We start from the raw sequence: 19,019 nt of genomic DNA, 5'->3' as shown, positions 1-19,019 counted from the left end.
AGCGTGGTGGGTACGGGATCGAGGCCGCGCGCCGCGCCCGCCGTACCCGGCGCGGCGGGGCCGTCGGCGGGGCCCGTTTCGGGCGCCCCGCGTCGGGGTGCCTCGGCAACAGGGGTAGGAGAGAACGATGCGTTCATTTGTCAGGACTCCGCTGCGCTGCGCCGCGGTCGCGGCCGTGTCGATGGCTCTGCTGGCGCCGGTGGCGGCGCGGGCCGACACCGGTCCTGCGTCGGACGGCCGGGTGGCGGGGGTGGACCTGGACGGGGTGACGATTCCCGGTCTGCAGCAGGCGATGGATGCCGGGAGGTTGACGTCCGCGCAGCTGACGCGGGCCTACCTTCAGCGGATCCGGCAGCTGAACCCGCGCCTGCACGCGGTGGTGACGGTGAACCCGGACGCCGCGGCCCTGGCCCGGCAGAGCGATGACCGGCGCCGCTCCCACCAGGGACGCGGACCGCTGGAAGGCATTCCGGTCCTGATCAAGGACAACATCGACACCGCCGACCGGCAGCCCACCACCGCCGGGTCGACCGCGCTACTGGGTTCGCGGCCCGCCAAGGACGCCGACCTGGTGCGCCGGCTGCGGGAGGCCGGGGCGGTGGTGCTGGGGAAGGCGAACATGTCCGAGTGGGCGAACTTCCGCGACCCCGACATCCCGGCGGGCTGGTCCGCGACCGGCGGCCAGACCCGCAACGCCTACGTCCTGGACCGCAGCCCCTGCGGTTCCTCCAGCGGATCGGCGGTGGCCGCGGCGGCCTCCCTGGCGGCGGTGACCATCGGCACCGAGACCGACGGATCGATCGTCTGCCCCTCCAGCGTGAACTCCGTCGTCGGGGTGAAGCCCTCGCTGGGGGTGGTCAGCCGCGGCGGCATCGTGCCGATCACCGCCCGCCACGACAGCGCCGGCCCGATCGCCCGGAACGTCACCGACGCCGCCCTGACCCTGTGGGCGATCGCCGGAACCGACCCCGTCGACCCCGACACCGCCCCCGCGGCCGGCACCCTGCCCGCCGACTGGCGCACGATCCTCGACCCCAACGCCCTCAAGGGCAAACGGATCGGTGTCTGGCGCCAGGGCCACACCGGTGTCGACGCCGACGTGGACCGGGTCTTCGAGGCCTCCGTCCAGCGGCTGAAGGACCTCGGCGCCACCGTCGTCGAGGGCACCGACATCCCCGAGACGGACACCATGGCCGGCGAGCACATGCTCCCCGCCGTCCTGACCGAGTTCAAGCACGACCTCAACGCCTACCTCGCCGCCACCCCCGGCACCCACCCCCGCAACCTCGCCGAGCTGATCGCCTACAACGACCGGCACACCGCCACCGAAGGCACCTACGGCTCCGACATCCTCCAGATGGCCCAGGACACCCACGGCGACCTCGACGACCCCACCTACCGCAGCCACCGCCAGGCCGCCACCGACCAGGCGCGCCACGCCATCGACGACACCCTCGCCGCATACCGCCTCGACGCCATCGTCACTCCCACCGAACTGCCCGCCCCCGCCATCGACTACCGCGGCGCGGGCAACGCCTTCGCGACGTCCACCCGGGCCTCCGCCGTCGCCGGCTACCCCCACATCACCGTCCCCGCCGGCTACGCCGGGCCCCTGCCCCTGGGCCTGTCCTTCCTCGGCACCCGATTCAGCGACACCCGACTCCTCGGTTACGCCTACGCCTTCGAACAGGCCACCCGCGCCCGCCGCGCCCCGCACTACCTCCCCACCCTGCCCTGACGGGCCCGTCCCGCGGGCGGGTTCTTCGGGCGGGGGTGTCGCGGTGGCCGCGCTCTCGCGGACATCCGGCACGGAGGCCGCCGGAATGACCAGGTGTCCCGCCCCGCGGAGCCCGGTGATCACGGACCCGCCGCAGGAGTGACCGGGCACGATCAAAGGCTCCGGCGGCGAGTCGATGGCGGCCTGGACCGCGGCTGTGTCAGCCGGCGACGTGCCCTTGTGGAGCTGGGGAGCGACGGCCTCGGTTCCCGCGGTCCGCAGGGGTTCTGCCACCACCAGGGCGAAGCGTTCGGGACGGTGCTACAGGCCAGGAACGAGCACCATGGCGGCCGATGCGCGTGTCTCCTCGGGTCGGTGTCAGGCGAGTGATCGACGGTCGGTCAGCCGCATTGCTGCAGCAGGCCGTCCACGTACGCCTCCAGCCGTTCCGCCAGCACATCGGACGTCAGATCGCCCCGGCCCAGTTCACGCCACGGCCCGGCCAGCTTCGCCGCATCGGGGCAGTAGTGCAGGGCGTCGAGCAGCCGCCAGTACAGGTGGTCGGGGTTGTCGGCGAGGCCGCAGCCGCCGTGTGCCTCGTACCGCTCACGGAAGTCCAGCCCGTACGCCGGCCCGTGCAGCAGCGCGAGCGCGGTCGAGCAGTGCGCCACATCCAGGTCGGCAGGTCCCCACGAGGTCTCGACCCAGTCCACGACACCGGTGATCCGCAGCCCGGGACCGGCTCCCGTGAAGAGTACGTTCCCGGGGTGGAAGTCGCGGTGCAGGAAGCAGCCGTCGTACGGCGGCGGGTCGCGGCGGATCACGTCGACGGCCCGCTCCCACAGGGGGCCGTCCGGGGTGCGGACGCGTTCCGGGGACGTCCACGCCTGGTACGTGCGCGGCTTTTCGTCCGGTACGACGCCGTGGATGCCGACGAGCTGGGCCGCGAGCAGGTCCAGACGCCGGTCGAGGTCGTCCTCGTCCACGCGGACGCGGCCGGGCAGCGCGGACATCAACAGGGTCGGGTGGTCGCAGTGTTCGGCCGTGGCATCCATGGCGACGAAGTCGGGCGCCGGGATGCTCTCCTGCCCGCCGAGCAGTGTCAGGACGGACGCCTCGCGGGCAAGCAGCCCGGGCCCGTGGTGGCGGAAGAACGGCTTGACGAAGGTCCGTTGCACCAGGGCAGTGCCGTCGTCGAGGGCGAGCCGGCGCATCTGGGAGCTCCAACCACCGGACAGGAGGCGCGAGCCGGTGACCTCGCGGCCGTTTCCGAGGCGCTCGGCAACCCACGCACGCGTAGCCGACCAGCCCTGGTCGCCGAGGCCGGTCAGCACCGCCTCCACGAACTCCCGCCGGTCCTCGGTGTGTTCGCGGAACCACATCCCCAGCTGGTGCTGTGCGTTCGGAAGGCCGAACCGCGTGTACTGGGAGCGGGTGGCCAGCGCGTCCTGGACGGACTCGGTCACCGCGGCCGGGATCACCGCGTCCGTGCCCGGCACGGCGAGCACCGCCCGGCCCTCGTACGCCCGCAGCACCTGAAGCGCGGGCGCCTCCCGCCAGCTGTCCGGCCGCCGGATGGTCCCGCTGAACCGCCCGTTCCCGTCCTCGAAGGGCACGTCCCAAGCCGCGGCGGCATACACGGCGGGCGCGCACAGCCCCAGCGCCGCCACCCGGTCCCCGTAGTGGGCGACGAGGTCCGCCACCGTCTGCCCGCTCATGCTGAAGCCCACCAGGACCAGCGGCCCCTCCGCCCCGCCATACGCGTCGATCACCGCGACGGCCTGCTCGAACCGTCGCCGCAGGCTCAACTCACTGAGCTTTCCGGTACTTTCGCCGTGCCCGGAGAAGTCGAAGGCGACCCCTCGGCAGCCGTGGGCCACGAACTCCCGTACCAGCGGGAGCAGTCGCTCCGTGCTGCTGCTGCCCGCGCCATGCAGCACCACGGCGGTGACCCCGGAGGGATCGCCGCCGTGTACACCGCTGAGCCGTTCACCGTCGTGGTCGTGCGCGAATTCGAAGAGCATGCCCCCTATTCACTCACGCCGTGGCCTTCGTCCCTCGGGAGTATCACCGTTGCCCTTGTGGCTTTGTTGTGGGGTTGCTGGGGTTTGCGGGTTTGTGGTGGGTGGGTGGGTGCTGGGTTTGGTTGAGTGTGGGCTTTTCTCGGGTGGGGTCGTTGTTGGGGTGGGGGGCATGAGTGTGTGTGCTCGGTCTGGTTTCGGTGGTGACTGCCAGCGTTGTGGCGGTAGGTCCGGGTGTGGGTGTGTGCGGTCCTGTTTCACGATGCCTGTTTGGCTCTGACGTGCCGCTGGCGGGAGTGTTCGGGGGGTGCAGCGCTGCCTGTCCGGTGGTTTGGTTGGGGAGGGGGAGGATCCGCCGGCGGCGCTGTGCCGGGAGTGGTTGGAGGAACCCGGACCTACCGCCGCGGCGCTGGCGGTCACCGCTGGGACCAGGAGGGTGAGTGGCCGGGCGAGAGGGTGTTGTTCCGTTGCCGGTATCTGGTCTTCCCCGTCTGGCTGCCCGCTGGCTCTCACCAGCGTGTTGCCGGGACCGAGCAGGACGGCCCGGCCGGGCGCTGGGGGGCTGGCTGCCGTTCGTCGTGGTGGGCGGCTTCTATCTCTGCCCGGTCGTCGGCTCTGTCTTTGACGGGGCTGCCGTGTCCGGCACTGCCGCTGCCGGTCTGCTGTCGCTCTCCGCTGCCGGTCTGCTGTCGCTCTCCGTTGGGGTGCCTGCTGCTGCCGCTCTCCGCCGCTGCCGGCCTGCTGTTTTTGTTCCTGCCCGGTGCTTGCGCGGTCCGGCTGACGGGGGGTGCTGGGGCGGGTCCGGCTGTCGCGGGTGGCGGCCGTCGTTCTGGCCGGTACCGCCTGGGACGAGGGAACTGCTTCGGTGCGGACCCCGTCCGTGGCGGTGGCGCGGCTGTGGGGCCGCCGCCGTGCTGCGCATCTGGAGGTCGTTGTGCGGGTCAGGGCCGCCGGCCGTCGTCGTGGGAAGGGCCGCCGGCGCGGCTGCCGCGCCCGCCGAGTCCTGTCTCGTTCTCGCCGTTCTGTTTCCGCTCCCGGGGGCCGGCGGCCGGTTGTGCGGCGGTGTGCTCGTGGCCGGTGGCGGGGCGGTGGCGCTTGATGGAGGTGGGAAGCCGCCGTTCTCCGGTGGTGGTTGCGGTGTGGGTGAGGTGGGCGGCGGGCCGGTGCGCCTCCCCGGCCGCGGTGGTGGGGTGTTCGGGGTGGGGATCGGGGCCGGGCGGGCTGCGGCCTTTGCCGCGGGCGTGGGCGGTGGTGACGAAGGCGGTGTGCGCGCAGCCGGGGTCGAGCAGGTGACCGCGTCCGTTGTGCGGGGCGGCCTGCTGAGCGGGTGTCGCCTGCCGGGCCCGGGGGGCTTGGGGGAAGGCCGCGCTGACCGCTGATCGCTGATTGCTGATCGCTGTCCCGGCCGGGGTGGGGTGTCAGGCCTTTGCGTGGCCGGCCCGCGGCAGGGTGATGAACCAGGCCGGGTCCTGCGTGTGCAGGCAGGCAGGCCATGCGCTTCTGGGGTTGTTTGCGGGGGGGGGGGCTTGTCCGCCGTGCGGCTGGGCCGGGGGGACCGGTGCGGTCACGGTCTGGCGGAGGGCGGAGGGCGGAGGGCGGAGGGCGGAGGGCGGAGGGCGGAGGGCGGAGGGTGGGGGGTGGAGGGTGGAGGGTGGGGGAGCGGGGTGTGGGTGCTGGTTTGACGGGGCGTGGCCGCTGTCGGTGGCGGCGTCGCTGTTGGTGGCTGGGGCCGCTGGTTGTCCGGTCTGTCGTGGTGTTGCGGGGCGTGGCAGACGGGTCGTCTGCCGTGCGGGTGTGTGTCGGTTGTGGGCTATGGCCAAGGTTGTGCGGGCCGCGGGGGCGCGGGTTCGCGGGGGCGCGGTTCGCGGGTTCGCGGGGGCGCGGGTTCGCGGGTTCGAGGAAGTGGTTGACGAGGCTGTCGGGGACGGGTTGTTGGCCGGCGCCACGAGGGGTGCCGGGCGGGCCGGTTCAGCGCAGTACCTCCAGCTCCGGCCAGTCGTCGCCGGGCCGGTCGAGGAAGCCGGTGGGCCGCCCCGTCAGGTACCGCGTGAAGAACGCGGCGACGGTGGTGCGCTGGGCGGCCAGGGAGCGCCGGGGGTCGACGGTGCCGATGAGTCCGGCCGTGTCGGGGACCGGGAGGCGGTGGACGAGCTGGGGCAGGAGGACCTGGAGGTCGGTGTACGAGCCGTGGGCGGAGTTCCGTAGCCGCAGGGCGTGTCGGGGGCCGGTGGATGCCGCCCAGCAGGAGGCCCAGCTCGGTTCGGTGCGCAGGGTTTTCGTCCCGGAGGCCATCAGCAGGAAGGGCTTGGCGAGGCCGCTGTCGGCGACGGGTGGGAGGAGGGCGCCGTCGAGGTCGGCCGCCGCGCGGACGCGGGGCTCGTCGTGGGCGAGCTGGGCGGCGACGGAGCCGCCGAGGGACTGCCCGAGCACGCCGGTCCTGGCCGGGTCGGCGGCTTCGGCGAGCCCGTCCGGGAGCGGGGCGGTGCCGGTGTCGGGGCGGTCTCCGCGGGCGAGCCGGTCGAGTGCGTCGAGGACGAAGCGGGCGTCGGCGAGGCGGGCCCGGCAGTGCCCGGCGAGGAGGGCGGCGATGACCTCCGGGGTGAGGTCGTCGGGGAGGGGGAGGGCGCGTTCGACCCGGCCGCCGGGGAACTCGACCTGTTCGGCCTCGTAGGTGGAGTCGAGGGCGACGACGAGGTGGCCGCGGCTCGCCAGTTCCTCGACCAGGGTGGTGCCGAGGGCGCGCGAGCCGCCGTCGCCGGAGGAGAACAGCACCACGGGCAGCCGGCCGGCGCGGCGGGCGACGGGCGCGCCGGTGCGGGCGTGGGTCCTGATCCCCGGCCAGTCGGCGGCGCCGGCGGGGACACCGAGGGCCGGTGCGCAGTGCGCGTCCCAGTCGGCCGCCGCGGCCGGGGGCAGCCAGGGGGCCGTCGGGTGCCCGGTGCCGGGTTGCGCCGGGTACCAGAGGCCGGCCATGAGTTCCCGGTAGGGCTTGGCGGGGAGGAGGGGGTCGGGGCGGCTGTCGTCGATCAGGTGCAGCGCGACGGTGCCGACGGGCCAGGGCCCGGTGGGCGCGGGCAGGTGCGGCGGGACGGGGGTGCCGGTGGCGTGTGCGGGGCCGTGTCCCCCGGCCGGGGCGGCGGGGCGGCTTCCCGGGGCGGGGGCCCCCGGGCGGTGTCCGGGGGCGGGGGCGGCGGCCGTGGTGGCGAGCGCGGCGGCGCCGAGCGTGCCGAGCAGGGCGCGGCGGGTCGGGGGCATGGGCGGGCTCCTCGGGCGGTGCGGCTGCGGGGTCGTTATCAGGGTTCCGCCGCCGGGGGGTGCGGGGCGCCCTGCCGGGGGACGATCTTGCCGGCGGGCGCGGGTCGCCCCAGGGCTCCTCCGCTCCTCCGCGCGGAGGAGCCCCCGGTGTCCCGGGGGAGCCCCCGGTCTCCGCCGGTGGGCGGACGCCTTCGCGGGCGCGGGGGCCCTACGGTGGGGCTCCGGCGAGGACGCCGGACGACGCGGACGTGAGGACGGACACGATGACGGGGACCGGCGCGGTACGGACGGGCCCGCCGGGCGCCCTCGCCTGGCCGGCGGGGCGGGTGCCGCCCCTGGTGGCGGACGCCGCGCTCGCGGTGGCCCTGTTCCTGGTGACGCTCGGGCCGGGGCGGGTGGCGGACGGTACGGGCTTCGTGCTGCAGACCGCTCTGGTGCTGCCGTTGGTGTGGCGGCGGCGGGCGCCGCGGGCCGCGTTCGGGGTGATCGCCGCCGCGGCGCTCGGGCAGTGGCTGCTGGGTGTTCAGCTGCCGGCCGACGCGGCGTTGCTGGTCGCCCTCGGGACGGTGACCGCGCGGGCGCCGTCCCGGTCGGCGTGGGCGGCGGGTCTGGTGGCGGTGGCCGGGGCGGTGCTGGCGGCGGCGCGCTGGGCGCCCGAGGGCCGTTTCCTCGCGTCGGCCGCCGCGATGACGGCGGCGGTCGCCGCGAGCGCGCTGCTCGGGGCGAACGCCCGGATCCGGCGGGCCGCGCTGGCGCAGCGGCTGGCGCGGCTGGAACGGGACCGCGACGAGCGGGAGCGTCGGGCGGTGGAGGAGGAACGCGCCCGGATCGCACGGGAGTTGCACGACAGCGTGACGCACGGCCTGTCGGTGGTGGTGGCGCTGGCGGACGCGCTCGGGCACGCGCGGCCGGCCGACGCCCGCGCCGTGACGGCCCGGATCGCGCAGACCGGGCGGCAGGCGCTGACCGACATGCGGCGGGCGCTGGGCCTGCTCCAGGACACCGGTCCCGGCGCCGGTCCCGACGCCGGTCCCGACGCCGGTCCCGACGCCGGTCCCGACGCCGGGCCCGGCGCGGGGCCCGGGGACGACCGGCGGTCGCCGCCGGGGATCGGGCAGCTCGGGGCGCTGTGCGAGCGGATGGAGGCGGCGGGCCTCGTGACCCGGCTGCGGGTGGACGGCGGGGCCGCCGGGGTACCGGCCGCGGCGCAGCTGACGGTGCACCGGCTCGTCCAGGAGTCGCTGACCAACGCGCTGCGCCACGCGCCGCAGGGGTCGCGCGCCGAGGTGCGGGTGTCCTGCGCGCCCGGGGCGGTCACGGTCGAGGTGACCGACGACGGGCCGGCCGCGGGGACCGGGCGGCCGGGATCCGCCGGGCGCCCCGGGTCCGCCGGGTCCGGGCGGGGTCTTACGGGGATGCGGGAGCGCGCCGCGGCCTTCGGCGGGGTGCTGGAGGCGGGCCCGCGGCCGGGCGGCGGCTGGCGGGTCTTCGTACGGCTGGATCTAGGGGGCGCGCCGTGAGCGTGCGGGTGCTGCTGGTGGACGACGAGGAGCTGCTGCGGCTGGCGTTCGGGATGATCCTGCGCGCCGAGCCGGACATGGAGCCGGTCGGGGAGGCGGCCGACGGGGCGGCGGCGGTGGAGCTGGCGCGGCGGCTGCGGCCGGACGTGGTGCTGATGGACGTGCGGATGCCGGGCACCGACGGCATCGAGGCGACCCGGCGCCTGCTGCGCGAGGTGCCCGGGACGCGGGTGCTGGTGCTCACGACCTTCGACCTGGATGCGTACGCCTTCGAGGCGCTGCGTGCCGGGGCCTGCGGTTTCCTGCTGAAGAACAGCCGGCCGCAGGAGCTGCTGGGGGCGGTCCGCGACGTGGCCCGGGGGGACGCCGTGCTCTCCCCCCGGGTGACCCGGCGGCTGCTGGACCGCTTCGCGCACCGGCTTCCCGCCGCCGGGGAGGGCGGCGGCGGGGGCGACGTGGAGCGGCTGCGCGTGCTGACCGCGCGCGAGCGGGAGGTCCTGCTGGGGGCCGCCCGCGGCCTGACCAACACGGAACTCGCCGCCGCCCTCGATCTCGCGGAGCCCACGGTGAAGAAGCATCTCGGCCGGGTTATGGCCAAACTGGGTCTGCGGGACCGGGTACAGGCGGTGATCTTCGCGTACGAGTGCGGGCTGGTCGGGCCGGGGTAGGCGCGGGCGGCTGTCGGGCGGGGCCGGCGGCTCAGGCGGCGTCGACGGCGGTCCCGGCGGCGGCGACCGTGGCGTACTCGGCGCTGGCGGCGCCGTAGAGGTCCTTGGCCGCGTTCAGGGCCGCGGTGCGGGCGCCGCGCACCCGCACCGCGTGAGGACGTGGTCTCCTTGTGCCGCGCCTCCCGCCAGCCCGTACGGAGCGCGCTGTCGCCCGTCCCGCCCTGGCCGCGATGACCGACGGCGAAGCCACCGTCAAGTGCTTCGAACGCGGGGACGGCCGAGCCTGGCTGATGCCCGATAGCCCGGCCCGGCCGCATCGTCGCCGACCGCTTCAGCTGTCCCCGGACCTACCGCAGTGCCGGCCTCGCCCTCGATGTCTTCCTCCGCGCCCGCTCCGGCGAGCCCGCCCTCCGCGCCCGCTCCGGCTTCGGCTCCGGCGATCCCGCCCTCCGCGCCCGCTCCGGCTTCGGCTCCGGCGGCCTGGGCGGCCCGCGCCGCGACTACGCGTTCGGCGCAGGACTGGTCCGCCTCACCTGGCCCGGCCACCCCGACACCCAGGTCCCCGAACACCGCGGCCGCCTGGCGGGAGGGACCGAGGTCTACGACGGCGCGGGCAGCTGGATCGCCCTCATCTCCGGCCGCCCGGTCGCCGGCGCCGCCGACGGCATCCCCTGGCTGTCCGCCGGCGCCGCCGACGGCATCCCCTGGCTGTCCGCCGGCGCCGCCGACGGCATCCCCTGGCTGTCCGCCGGCGCCGCCGACGCCCTCACTCTGCTGCGCCTGGCGCTCGATCAGGGCCTCGCCGCCGCCGGTCCGGCCCGGCCGCTCCTTCCCGTCCAGGGGTGATCCCGGTTCCGGGGAACCGGGTCGCCGGGTACGTCCGGGTCGGATCCGGCCGCGTGCGCACGGCAGGCGCACCGGGTCATCCAGCTTCTCGACCACCGCGGTGCCCGCCGGCTCCTCCGGCGCACGCGGGAGCCGTTCCGGGATTTCGCCAGGTCCTCTCCTGGGAACGGGATGCCCGGGCTCTGCGGTCCTGGGGTCAGCCGACCACGCTGATCACCCAGCGGGCCGCCGCCGAGGCGGTGGGCTGGAAGCCGACCTCGGCGCCGGCCCTTCCGCTGGCGTCCAGGTACTTGCCGCTCCAGGTGTGCCTGATGGACTTCGGGCTGCCGGACGTGGTCGTCCACTTCTGGTAGGCGCCACCGTTGCACGGGTACGTGTAGACGTCCGCGCCGTTTCCGTCCAGGCAGTGGTTCGAGGCCGGGTTCGTGAAGACGCCGCCGCTGATCGTCCACACCTGCTTGGCGCTGCGGTCGCAGGTGCCGAGGATGACGTTCCCCGGGACCGTCGAGGCGTTCACCTGGAGGCACGAGTTGGTGTTGTAGACGGCTACCTGGTAGTAGGTCACCGCGTGCGCCGGGGTGGCGCCGCCGACCAGCAGCGTCGAGCCGAGCGCGACCGCCGCACCCGCACCGGCGATCCGGACGAGGTTTCCCTTGAGCTCCACGGTTGATCCCTTCGTGTTCGGAGTGGTCGGGGCGGCGCGCGCACCGGCCACCGGTGGTGGCTTCGTCCCAGGCGCATGCCGTGGCCCGGGAACGGGCGGCAAGGCGTGAACAGCACACCCTCGACCGCCGGGGCGTGCTGCGACACGTGTCCCGCTGTCGATCCTGAGGGCCGGTGTCGTTCGCCGCTCGTGCTGAGGAAGTGCGTGCGGCTGACCGAGTGGGGCCCGCCGGCCCGCCGCGCCGCCTCGGTGAGCGGTCCGGTCAGGTCAGGTCTGGACCTGGCCAGGAGCGTCGAAGGGCGCCCCTGGACGGGGCGTCTTTCGGGTCCTCGTGTGCTTGTCACCGGTCCTCGAACGCGAGTGGCGCCGCGCTCGGTCAGGACAGGTCGGCCGGCTGCCCGGGGAGCGGCACCCGGCGCCGGGCCCGGGACAAGGGGCGGGGCGTCCCGCCGCCCGGACCGCCGGTCGTCGTCAGGTCTGCCGGGACCGGACCAGTGGCGGGTGCGCGACGGCGTCCGGATCGGCCCGCGGGTCGTAGGCGGCGAGTTCGGCCGTGCGCATCCGCTCGGCGATCCGCAGCCACTCGCGGTGGTCCGCCGCGCGGGGGAGCACCGCGTGGTCGGCGTTCGGGGGAGCACCGCGTGGTCGGCGTTCGGGTCCTCCAGCGCCAGGCCCCGGACGTGGTGCAGCTGCTCCGGCGCCTTGCCGGCCGCCCGGTCGATCTCCTCCGGTGTCATGCCGTCCGTGTCCCGGCACACCGGCGCGCGGTGGAAGTGCTCGGTGTCCGGGTGGAGCCCCAGCCGCTCGCGGGCCGGGCGCGGCCGGCGGGCCGGGACGGTGCGGGTGACCGTGCCGGGGAAGGTGAGGGCCTGGCCGTCGGCGTCGGTCCGGTGCCGGTGATCTCGTACTCCTGGCCCTCGGCGAGACCGAGGGCCGCGGCCTGTTCGGCGGTCAGCCGCAGCGCGGCCCTGCCGACGGGGACGTCCCGGCTGGCGGCCACCGTGTCCGGCTCCTCGCGGGAGCCGCTCACGGTCACCGTGATGCGCCGGCCGCGGGCGAGGTGCGGCTGCGTCCCGGCCTGCCACCGGGCGGCGGTCCTGACCGGCTCGTTGCGGATCCGCGCGGGCAGCCGCTGCGGAATGCTCGCGATGCGGGTCTCACCGAGAACGACGTCCCCGGCACGCATCGCCCACCGCTCGCCCGTGCCCTGTCTCCCCTCGTGCCCGGCCCGGTGAGCTCCGCCCCGCACGGGCGGTGACTTCCGCCCCGCCAAACTCCCCGCCGCAGGTCAACGCGCGTGCGGTGCGCACCGCACCCTGCCCGCCACACCGCCGGCCCGCTGCGTGGGCACCGCGCTGCTGCGCCCGCGCGACACGGCGTCGTCGCGATCGGCCGCGAGCTGGACGTACGACTCCGCGACGAGGACGTCGCGGGCGGCAGAGGGTGCCCGGAACGGCTGAGCGGCTGGAGGCGTGCGTGTGCGGCCTTCCGTCCGCACCGGCCCGGCCACCGCCGAGGCCGGCGTCCTTCAGGGGAGCGGGCGCTGAACCGGCGGGCCGTGCGCCGAGCTGCGGCCGGCTTGGGCGGCGGCGTCCGTCGTGGCGGCCGGCACGGCCGGCTCGCGCTCCAGATCGCCGCGCACCGTGCGGGGTATCGCCGCGGCCGGCGCACACCGCCGCCAGCGCGACCCGCTGACCGACCGCCGGCTCGGACAGTCCGGCGGCGAGCGGACTGCCGGTGACGACCCCGGCGCCGAGGTCGTAGGCCAGTTCCCCGTCCGGCTGCCCCTCGCCGCCCGGCACGACCTCCCGCCCGCGGGCCTGCGCGACGGCGCCGGCCGCCCGCCCCAGCACCGTCCGGTGTGCCTCCGCCCCAGCACTGTCCGGTGCGTCTCCTCGGTCTGCCGCCCGGCGAGGTCGCGCACCCACCGGGCCGCCCGGCGGCCCGCCTCGCCCGCCTCGCCCGCCTCGGCGAGCGGCCCGTTCACCGCGTGCTGCCGCGCCCGGTCCTCGTCCCCGGTGGGCGGATCGGTGGGCGCGGGCAGAGTGATCACGTTCGTCATGGCCGGTGAACCCGGCCAGGCCCTCGGAAGTCGCGCCCGGCCTGCCGCGCGAAGGCGCTCGGCCACGCCGACTTTCACCACCGAGCGGGCCGCGGCGGACACCGGGGCCGCCCGGAGCCGGTACGTCGCCGAGACCCCAGCGCCGACCGGCCACCTGGGTGCGCCGGCGGGACACGGGATCCGGTTGCGGCGGCCCGGGGTGGTTGCGGTGGTTCCCGGCCTCGTCAGGCCGGCCGGTTGTTCGCCGGTGCGGTCCGCGGAGTGCCCGGATCAGGGGCGGGCCGTGGCCAGTTGGGGTGGGCGAGGTGGCGGCGCAGGGCGTCGAGCCGGGCGAGGTGGTGGTCGAGGGCGGCGTTGACGGTGCTCGTGGTGGCGGCCACTCGCGCTTCGAGGCCGTGGATCTGCTCCAGGAGGTCCTGCCAGCGCCTTTCGGCGGCGGCGACAGGGTCAGGCGCGGCGTCGGTCGCTGTCATCGCGGAGCCGGGTGGTGTGGTGGGTGAGGGCGTCGAGGCGGCTGGCGAGGTCGCCCTGGCCGGTGCCGAGGTGGGGGCGGATGGCGGTGAGGGGCTCTATGAGGTCGGCGGGGTCGGTGGCGCCGAGGGCGGCGGTCAGGGCGGCCTGGGCGGGACGGGCGCCGGGAGCGAGTGCGGCCGTGGTGATCTGGGCGGCGAGGACCCGCAGCTCGGCGGCGTTGTCGCGGGCCCAGACGGTGACCGACCGGTCGGCGGCCCGCCGGTCGCGGACGGCCTTGACCCGTTCGGCGCCGGTAGCGGACCGCGAAGCGTCGCCGGCGGCGGGCTTGAGGCGCAGGTAGCGGTTCTCGGCGGCCTGGCGGCTGGCGACACCCATGGGCTGGGCGAGGTCGGCCCAGGTGGCGCCGGCCTGCCGGGCGCTCTCCACCAGGCCGGCTTCCCAGCCGGCGAGCCGGCCGCGCAGTTCGCGCAGCAGGACGAGTGCGGCCAGGGCCTGCTCGGGGCCTTCCCGCCCGTCCTGCCCGTCCTGCCTGGCAGGGGCGGCCGGGGGCCGGGACGCGGGGTTCTGGGCGGTGCGTACGGCGTCGTCGATGGCGGCCAGCGCGGCGGCGGCGGCGAGAAAGGAGACCGGGCCGGGCGGCGGGGCCGGGGCTGCTGCGGCGGGCGTGGGAGGCTTCTGGCTCATGCTGTCATTCTATGGACGACGCCCAGAGTTTGTCATCGGATGGATGACGTGCTAGAACGGTGTCAGGTGAAGCGCACTGGCACCCATTCGATCCATGGAGGTGTTTCGCGATGCTGCTGCGCACTGACCCGTTCCGCGAGCTGGACCGCCTGACCCAGCAGTTCCTGGGCAACACGGGGACCTGGTCGCGTCCGGCTCCGATGCCGTTGGACGCCTACCGGGCCGGCGACGAGTACGTGATCTGCTTCGACCTGCCCGGGGTGGACCCGGAGGCGATCGACATCGACGTCGAGCGGAACATGGTGACCGTCAAGGCCGAGCGCCGCCCGCGCCAGGAGGGCGAGGGCGTGAAGTGGGAGCTGTCCGAGCGCCCCCTCGGCGTCTTCTCCCGCCAGGTCATGCTCTCCGACACCCTCGATCCCGCCGGGATCACCGCCGACTACGACGCCGGCGTGCTGACCCTGAAGATCCCGGTCGCCGAGAAGGCCAAGCCCCGCAAGGTCGCGATCAGCCACAGCGGCGAGCGCAAGCAGATCCAGGCCTGACCGGCCCGCTGCCGTTCCGGCCGCCCCCTGATCGCTCCCCCCTCGATCAACGGGGGCGGCCGGAACCCCGATTGCCCGCAGCGCCACCCCGACCGGCCTACCCGCGGCGACGCGCAAACGCCATGAACAGCCGGAGCGACCCGCCCTTCATCGCGCGAGCGCACGGCGGGACCGACCTCGACACCGCACCCGCACCGCACCCGCACCGCACCCGCACCCGCACCGCACCCGCACCCGCACCGCACCCGCACCCGCGCCGCGCCGCGCCGTGCTCCGGCCGGCCGCGCTCGACTCGTACCAGGAGGTGGTGCTCGATCTGGCGGAGGTGACGTTCATGGACCGCGCGGGCCCGGGCGCCCTGGTCCGGGCCCGCACCCGGGCCGACCGCGGGGGCAGGCGCCTGGTCCCGCACGGGGCCGGCCGCCGTGCGGTGCGGCCGCTGAAGCTCACCGGCTCTCACCGGCGCCTGACCGCCGAGCCCTGACAGGGCGCCGGCCGCGCCGGCCCCTGTCGACGAAGGGAGAACCGCAGTGACTCTTCGATGGGAGGCGTTCCTGGACGAGATCCGGGAACGCGGTGAGTACGACACCCCGCAGGAAGCCGAGCGCGCCGCCCGGGTCGTCCTGGCCCTGCTCGGCGCCCATCTGATCGGCAAGGTACGCGCGGAACTGGCCGCCCGACTGCCGGACACCATGGCCCTGATCCTGCTCAACCCCTTGCAGGCCGCCGAGCCCCTCAGCGCCAAGAGGTTCGTGCGCGCCACCGCGGCCTGGATCGAGGGCGCCACCGAAGCCACGGCCCTGTGGGACATCGGCGCCGTCCTGTCCACGGTGGCCGACGCCGCCGGCGACGACCTCATGGACCAGGTCCTGCTCCAGCTGCCGCCCGGCTACGACCTGCTGTTCGGCCGCCCGGCCACAGGCGGACGGCCCTGACCACGCACACGCCGCCGTTCCGCCGACGGCCGCCCCCCTTGGAAGGCCCCACGGTCATGACCCGCTACCGCCACCTCCTCCAACAGGTCCGCAACCTCGGCCGCTACCCCACCGACGAGGAAGCCGAACGCGTCCTCGACGCCGTCCTGGCCCTCCTCGGATCCCAGCTCACCGGCGAGGAACGCTGTGACCTCGCCGCCGCCCTGCCCGAGCGGGCCCGCGCCGTCCTCGCCGCCCAGATCCCCCTGCCCCGTCCCGTCACCGCCCCCGCCTTCGTCGAAAGCCTCGCCCACACCCTGGGCACCAGCCTCACCGCCGCCCGCTGGGACGCCTCCTCCGTCCTGGCCGCCCTCACCACCCTCACCGACGACACCCTCACCGACCGCCTCCTCACCCACCTGCCCCGCGGCTACGCCCTGCTGTTCGGCCGCGCGGACCTGGCCGCCGTCGCCTGAAGCAGCGGGCCCCACCCGCCAGCGCGGGAGCGCTCCGCGCCGCCCTGGCAAGCACCCCACCGCACACCGGACGAGGCGAGGCGACCGATGGACAGACCCCAGCGCTACGCGGTCACCCGGCCCGGCCCGCCCGGCCGGCACGGGCCGCCCGAGGTCGTCGTCGTCCACCTCACCGGTGCGTACACCGCTGCCGGGGAACCGGTGTACGCGGATGAGGCGGGCGCATTCCGGGTGGCGATCGAAGGAGAGGAGGCCCGGCCGCCATACCTGCCTTGACGCCGTGCCACTGCCCTGACCCGGATGCCCGCGGCCCCCGGCCCCCGGCCCCCGGCCCCCGGCCCGCGGCCCGCGGCCCCCGGTTCCCGGGCGCCGCGCCGCACCCCCCGAGCCGGTGGGCGGCCGTCTACGGGCCGAGCAGCCGGGCGTGGACGGCGCCGGCCGCTTCCCGGGCGGCCGGGTCCTCGCTCGTCAGCTGCGGGGCGATCAGCGCGGCGGCCGCGGCGAGAACCGGCACCGGGACGGCCACCGACCGCAGGCGCAGGACCTGGGCGGCGGCGAGCTCGCCGGGCGTGGCCTGGGTACGGCGTTCGGGATCAGGGCGCTGATACCGCGGGGCAAGGACGGCTGGCTGCTGCGTCCTCGTCCAACTCCTCGAAGGACTCCCGCCACGGCCCGGCGCTCCGCCCGCACTCCTCCAGCACGGCGCGCAGGGCCCCTTCGACGGCGGCCGGCGACCACGGCGGCGCACTGCGGGGCGCCCGGACGGTATCGGCCGGCACCCGGGCGGCGCCGGGACCGAGCACCCGGCGCCCGCTCACGCTCACCCCGCACAACCGGCGGCCGTGGTGGCGGCGCGGCCGGCGGTGGTCGCGGCGGCCAGTTCGCCGCCGAGCGGGGTGAGCACGCGCGGCAGGTCGCCGAGCACGCGGGACGGCATGGCGGCCGCGAGCGCGCACACCGCGACCAGCGGCATCCGCTCGCCCGGCGCGAGGTCGGGCAGGGGGCGGTGTGGGTGGCGCCCAGCAGCACGTCCGCGCAGAGCGAGTAGCGCGGTTCCTCGGCGAGCCGGCCGTCGCCGCCGGGAATCACCTCCTGACGGCCGGCCCGCTCGATCCCCGCGGCCGCGTGCTCCAGGGCCCCGGGCGTGGTCCTCGTTCCCCTGACGACCGGCCGGCTCCCGCACCCACACGGCCGCGGCCTGCCCGGCGTCCCGGCCCCGGCGGAGCGCGGCAGGGTCGGTCGGGGAGGACAGCGGCAGCCAGGACAGCGGAAAAGTCGCCGTGCCCGCGCAACCGCCCGCCGGACCGGACGGCCACGGGTACGGCAAGGCCACCCTTGCTGCACCCGGGCGTGCTGCCGCTCCCCGCGCAGCAAGGCGACCCTTGCTACACCCCTGCTACACCCCTGCTGCGCCCCGCTGGTAGCCGGTGGGTTCCGCGTGTCGGTGGGCCCGGAACGGGCCCTGATCGGCGAAGGCGTGGGCGGCGAAGCGCTCGCCCATCCGGCGGTACGCGGCCGCGGAGGGGTGCAGCCCGTCGGGAAGGTCGGCGGCCTCGGCCGGACCGAGCAGGTCGCGCCCGTCGAGGTGGTGCAGGTGGGGATCGTGCGCCTGCCGGAGGGCCACGATCCTCGCCAGCTCCTCCCGGACCATCTGCAGAGACAGTGCCCCACCGGCCGGATCGGCCGGGTCGCCCAGCGCCGTGATCCTCCCGTCCGGGCCCACCGAGGTCGGGCCGGGGCGCGCCTCCAGCGCCGGACAGCTCACCGGGGAGATCACCAGCAGCGGTGTGTCGGGGTGCCCGTCCCGGATCGTGTCCAGGAACCCGTGCACCGCCGGGCCGAAGGTCCGCAGCCGGAAGGCGGCCCGCGCCACGATGTTGACGCCCGTCTTGAGGCTGATCAGATCGGCGGGCATGTCGCGGATCGTCCGGGCGACATAGGGGTCCAGCATGGCGTTGCCCGGCTGGCTGAGGTTGACCACCTCCACGCCCCCGAGCGACGCCGCCACCACGGGCCAGGTGCCGGTGGGGCCGTCGGCCTGGAGGCAGTGGCTGATGGAGCTCCCGTGGTGCACCCAGCGGGGCCGGCCGTCGGGCAGCGGCGCCAGGACCTCCCCGTCGGCACGCAGCGCCACCAGTTCCGTGGGGGTCTGCTGCGGCAGCCACAGCTCGATGGTCTTCAGGCCGGCCGGCAGCCCGTCGAACCGCGCCGTTCCCGGCTCTCCCGGTATCAGCCGCTGCGCGGTCCCGGGGCCCGCCATGCGCACCACATGGCCCAACGGCGCCCGTTGGCGCCCGACCAGAGCGCCGTCCACCGTCAGATCCAGCATCCCGGTCGGCCGCGGCCGGGGCTCACCGTCGAGCTGCCCCGTGGAGGTGAGGAGCTCGAACTCCAGCACCCGCGCATCGGTGCGGAACACCAGCCGCACGCCGGAGGGCATCACCGTTCCCCCGTAGATCGACGGGTCCTGGTACTGCTCCGTGGTCCACGCCGGTAACCGGCGCGGCAGCACCCCCGCCGCCGTCCTCTCCAGCTCCAGCGCACCCCGCACCTCCACCGGTCCGCCCACCAGCGGATACTCCCGCATCGCCACCGCCACCGCTCCTCACCGTCGGCCCGTTTGGCCGAGCGGGTACCCGGCCGGAGCCATCGGGCCCCTCCCCGAGCCTAGGGGGTCGGCCGGAGCTCCCCCCGGGTCCGCCCCGCCCGGGTCCGGCCGGACCCGGGCGGGGCGAGCGCTGGACGGGGAGGACGTCGTGGTCCGGGCCGGGGTGCGTTGGGTGTGCTCGCTCTCCTGGTGGTGCTGCTGGCGCGGCCGGAGGGTCGGGACGGGTTGGGTGAGGGTGGGTGACCACACGGTGTCACATTCGGCGGCCGTCCCAGCGCCGCCCGCCGCGCCGTCGCCGGGTGCGGCCCTGGGATCGTGCGGCTGGATCCGGCTCCTTTGTGCCCAGCGGCCGGTGCCCGGCCGACCGGCCCGGGGCCGGGGTTTCGGTAGCGATTGCGTGCTGGGCCCGGCGGTGACCACCGGCACGGTGACCGGGCCGGTCCGGGAGCGGGTGTGCGCGGCCCTGGTCCACGACGGCGGGGTGTGCCTGATCCGGCGCCGGCGCGAGACCGGTCTTCGGCACTCCCTGCCCGGTGAAGGGGCCGAGGACCGGCACACTGTCGGT

Annotated in this window: 18 protein-coding genes; 8 read left to right on the top strand and 10 right to left on the bottom strand. The window is 75.9% G+C overall.

Features of this window, described 5'->3' with window-relative positions; all coding sequences use genetic code 11:
• The first annotated feature begins 127 nt into the window (after positions 1 to 127).
• Positions 128 to 1,738, top strand: coding sequence for an amidase (locus ABT093_RS16405; RefSeq protein WP_350564720.1), 1,611 nt, complete (start codon positions 128 to 130; stop codon positions 1,736 to 1,738).
• A 380-nt stretch (positions 1,739 to 2,118) separates the two neighbouring features.
• On the opposite strand, the gene ABT093_RS16400 is transcribed toward ABT093_RS16405, so the two are convergent.
• Together ABT093_RS16400 and ABT093_RS16395 are read right to left on the bottom strand one after the other, a co-directional pair.
• A complete protein-coding gene (locus ABT093_RS16400) occupies positions 2,119 to 3,741 on the bottom strand; it encodes an alpha/beta fold hydrolase (RefSeq protein ID WP_350564718.1) in 1,623 nt (540 codons plus the stop codon).
• Positions 3,742 to 5,706: 1,965 nt separating this feature from the next.
• A complete protein-coding gene (locus ABT093_RS16395) occupies positions 5,707 to 6,993 on the bottom strand; it encodes an alpha/beta hydrolase family protein (RefSeq protein ID WP_350564716.1) in 1,287 nt (428 codons plus the stop codon).
• A 263-nt stretch (positions 6,994 to 7,256) separates the two neighbouring features.
• Between ABT093_RS16395 and ABT093_RS16390 the strand changes: the two genes are divergently transcribed.
• Positions 7,257 to 8,513, top strand: a complete 1,257-nt coding sequence (locus ABT093_RS16390; RefSeq protein WP_350564714.1) for a sensor histidine kinase — start codon at positions 7,257 to 7,259, stop codon at positions 8,511 to 8,513.
• Entirely contained in the window at positions 8,510 to 9,181 is a 672-nt protein-coding gene (locus tag ABT093_RS16385; protein ID WP_350564712.1) for a response regulator transcription factor, read from the top strand. The genes ABT093_RS16390 and ABT093_RS16385 overlap by 4 nt, the downstream gene beginning before the upstream one ends.
• 252 nt (positions 9,182 to 9,433) lie before the next feature.
• Here the strand turns inward: ABT093_RS16385 and ABT093_RS16380 are convergent, their stop codons facing one another.
• The 6 genes from ABT093_RS16380 to ABT093_RS16355 form a co-directional block, all read right to left on the bottom strand.
• Positions 9,434 to 10,123 (bottom strand): hypothetical protein, encoded by a 690-nt coding sequence (locus ABT093_RS16380; RefSeq protein WP_350564711.1) that lies wholly within the window; start codon positions 10,121 to 10,123, stop codon positions 9,434 to 9,436.
• A gap of 100 nt (positions 10,124 to 10,223) precedes the next feature.
• Positions 10,224 to 10,691, bottom strand: a complete 468-nt coding sequence (locus tag ABT093_RS16375) for an RICIN domain-containing protein (protein WP_350564709.1) — start codon at positions 10,689 to 10,691, stop codon at positions 10,224 to 10,226.
• Positions 10,692 to 11,162: 471 nt separating this feature from the next.
• Positions 11,163 to 11,303 (bottom strand): hypothetical protein, encoded by a 141-nt coding sequence (locus ABT093_RS16370; RefSeq protein ID WP_350564707.1) that lies wholly within the window; start codon positions 11,301 to 11,303, stop codon positions 11,163 to 11,165.
• A 121-nt stretch (positions 11,304 to 11,424) separates the two neighbouring features.
• Positions 11,425 to 11,877, bottom strand: coding sequence for a hypothetical protein (locus tag ABT093_RS16365; protein WP_350564705.1), 453 nt, complete (start codon positions 11,875 to 11,877; stop codon positions 11,425 to 11,427).
• A gap of 1,100 nt (positions 11,878 to 12,977) precedes the next feature.
• Positions 12,978 to 13,226 (bottom strand): hypothetical protein, encoded by a 249-nt coding sequence (locus ABT093_RS16360; RefSeq protein ID WP_350564703.1) that lies wholly within the window; start codon positions 13,224 to 13,226, stop codon positions 12,978 to 12,980.
• Entirely contained in the window at positions 13,201 to 13,911 is a 711-nt protein-coding gene (locus ABT093_RS16355) for a hypothetical protein (RefSeq protein ID WP_350564702.1), read from the bottom strand. The genes ABT093_RS16360 and ABT093_RS16355 overlap by 26 nt, the downstream gene beginning before the upstream one ends.
• A gap of 110 nt (positions 13,912 to 14,021) precedes the next feature.
• Between ABT093_RS16355 and ABT093_RS16350 the strand changes: the two genes are divergently transcribed.
• From ABT093_RS16350 to ABT093_RS16330, 5 genes are all read left to right on the top strand, one after another.
• Positions 14,022 to 14,456, top strand: coding sequence for an Hsp20/alpha crystallin family protein (locus ABT093_RS16350; RefSeq protein WP_350564700.1), 435 nt, complete (start codon positions 14,022 to 14,024; stop codon positions 14,454 to 14,456).
• Between the two features lie 268 nt (positions 14,457 to 14,724).
• On the top strand, positions 14,725 to 14,940 hold the full coding sequence (locus ABT093_RS16345) for an STAS domain-containing protein (RefSeq protein ID WP_350564698.1): 216 nt from the start codon (positions 14,725 to 14,727) through the stop codon (positions 14,938 to 14,940).
• A 46-nt stretch (positions 14,941 to 14,986) separates the two neighbouring features.
• Positions 14,987 to 15,391, top strand: a complete 405-nt coding sequence (locus ABT093_RS16340; protein WP_350564696.1) for a DUF2267 domain-containing protein — start codon at positions 14,987 to 14,989, stop codon at positions 15,389 to 15,391.
• A 56-nt stretch (positions 15,392 to 15,447) separates the two neighbouring features.
• Positions 15,448 to 15,846 carry a DUF2267 domain-containing protein gene (locus tag ABT093_RS16335; RefSeq protein WP_350564694.1) on the top strand — a complete coding sequence of 133 codons (399 nt, stop codon included), beginning with the start codon at positions 15,448 to 15,450 and terminating at the stop codon, positions 15,844 to 15,846.
• Between the two features lie 87 nt (positions 15,847 to 15,933).
• Entirely contained in the window at positions 15,934 to 16,122 is a 189-nt protein-coding gene (locus ABT093_RS16330; protein ID WP_350564692.1) for a DUF6296 family protein, read from the top strand.
• Positions 16,123 to 16,666: 544 nt separating this feature from the next.
• Here ABT093_RS16330 and ABT093_RS16325 read toward each other — a convergent pair.
• Together ABT093_RS16325 and ABT093_RS16320 are read right to left on the bottom strand one after the other, a co-directional pair.
• Positions 16,667 to 16,819, bottom strand: a complete 153-nt coding sequence (locus tag ABT093_RS16325) for a hypothetical protein (RefSeq protein WP_350564691.1) — start codon at positions 16,817 to 16,819, stop codon at positions 16,667 to 16,669.
• Positions 16,820 to 17,242: 423 nt separating this feature from the next.
• Complete coding sequence (locus ABT093_RS16320; RefSeq protein ID WP_350564864.1) at positions 17,243 to 18,433, bottom strand: GDSL-type esterase/lipase family protein; 1,191 nt, start codon at positions 18,431 to 18,433, stop codon at positions 17,243 to 17,245.
• Between the last annotated feature and the right edge of the window lie 586 nt (positions 18,434 to 19,019).

It is taken from the genome of Kitasatospora sp. NPDC002551 (genome assembly GCF_040296005.1).
In the GTDB taxonomy this organism is placed as follows: domain Bacteria; phylum Actinomycetota; class Actinomycetes; order Streptomycetales; family Streptomycetaceae; genus Kitasatospora.
This window is presented reverse-complemented; position numbering and strand designations above follow the sequence as displayed.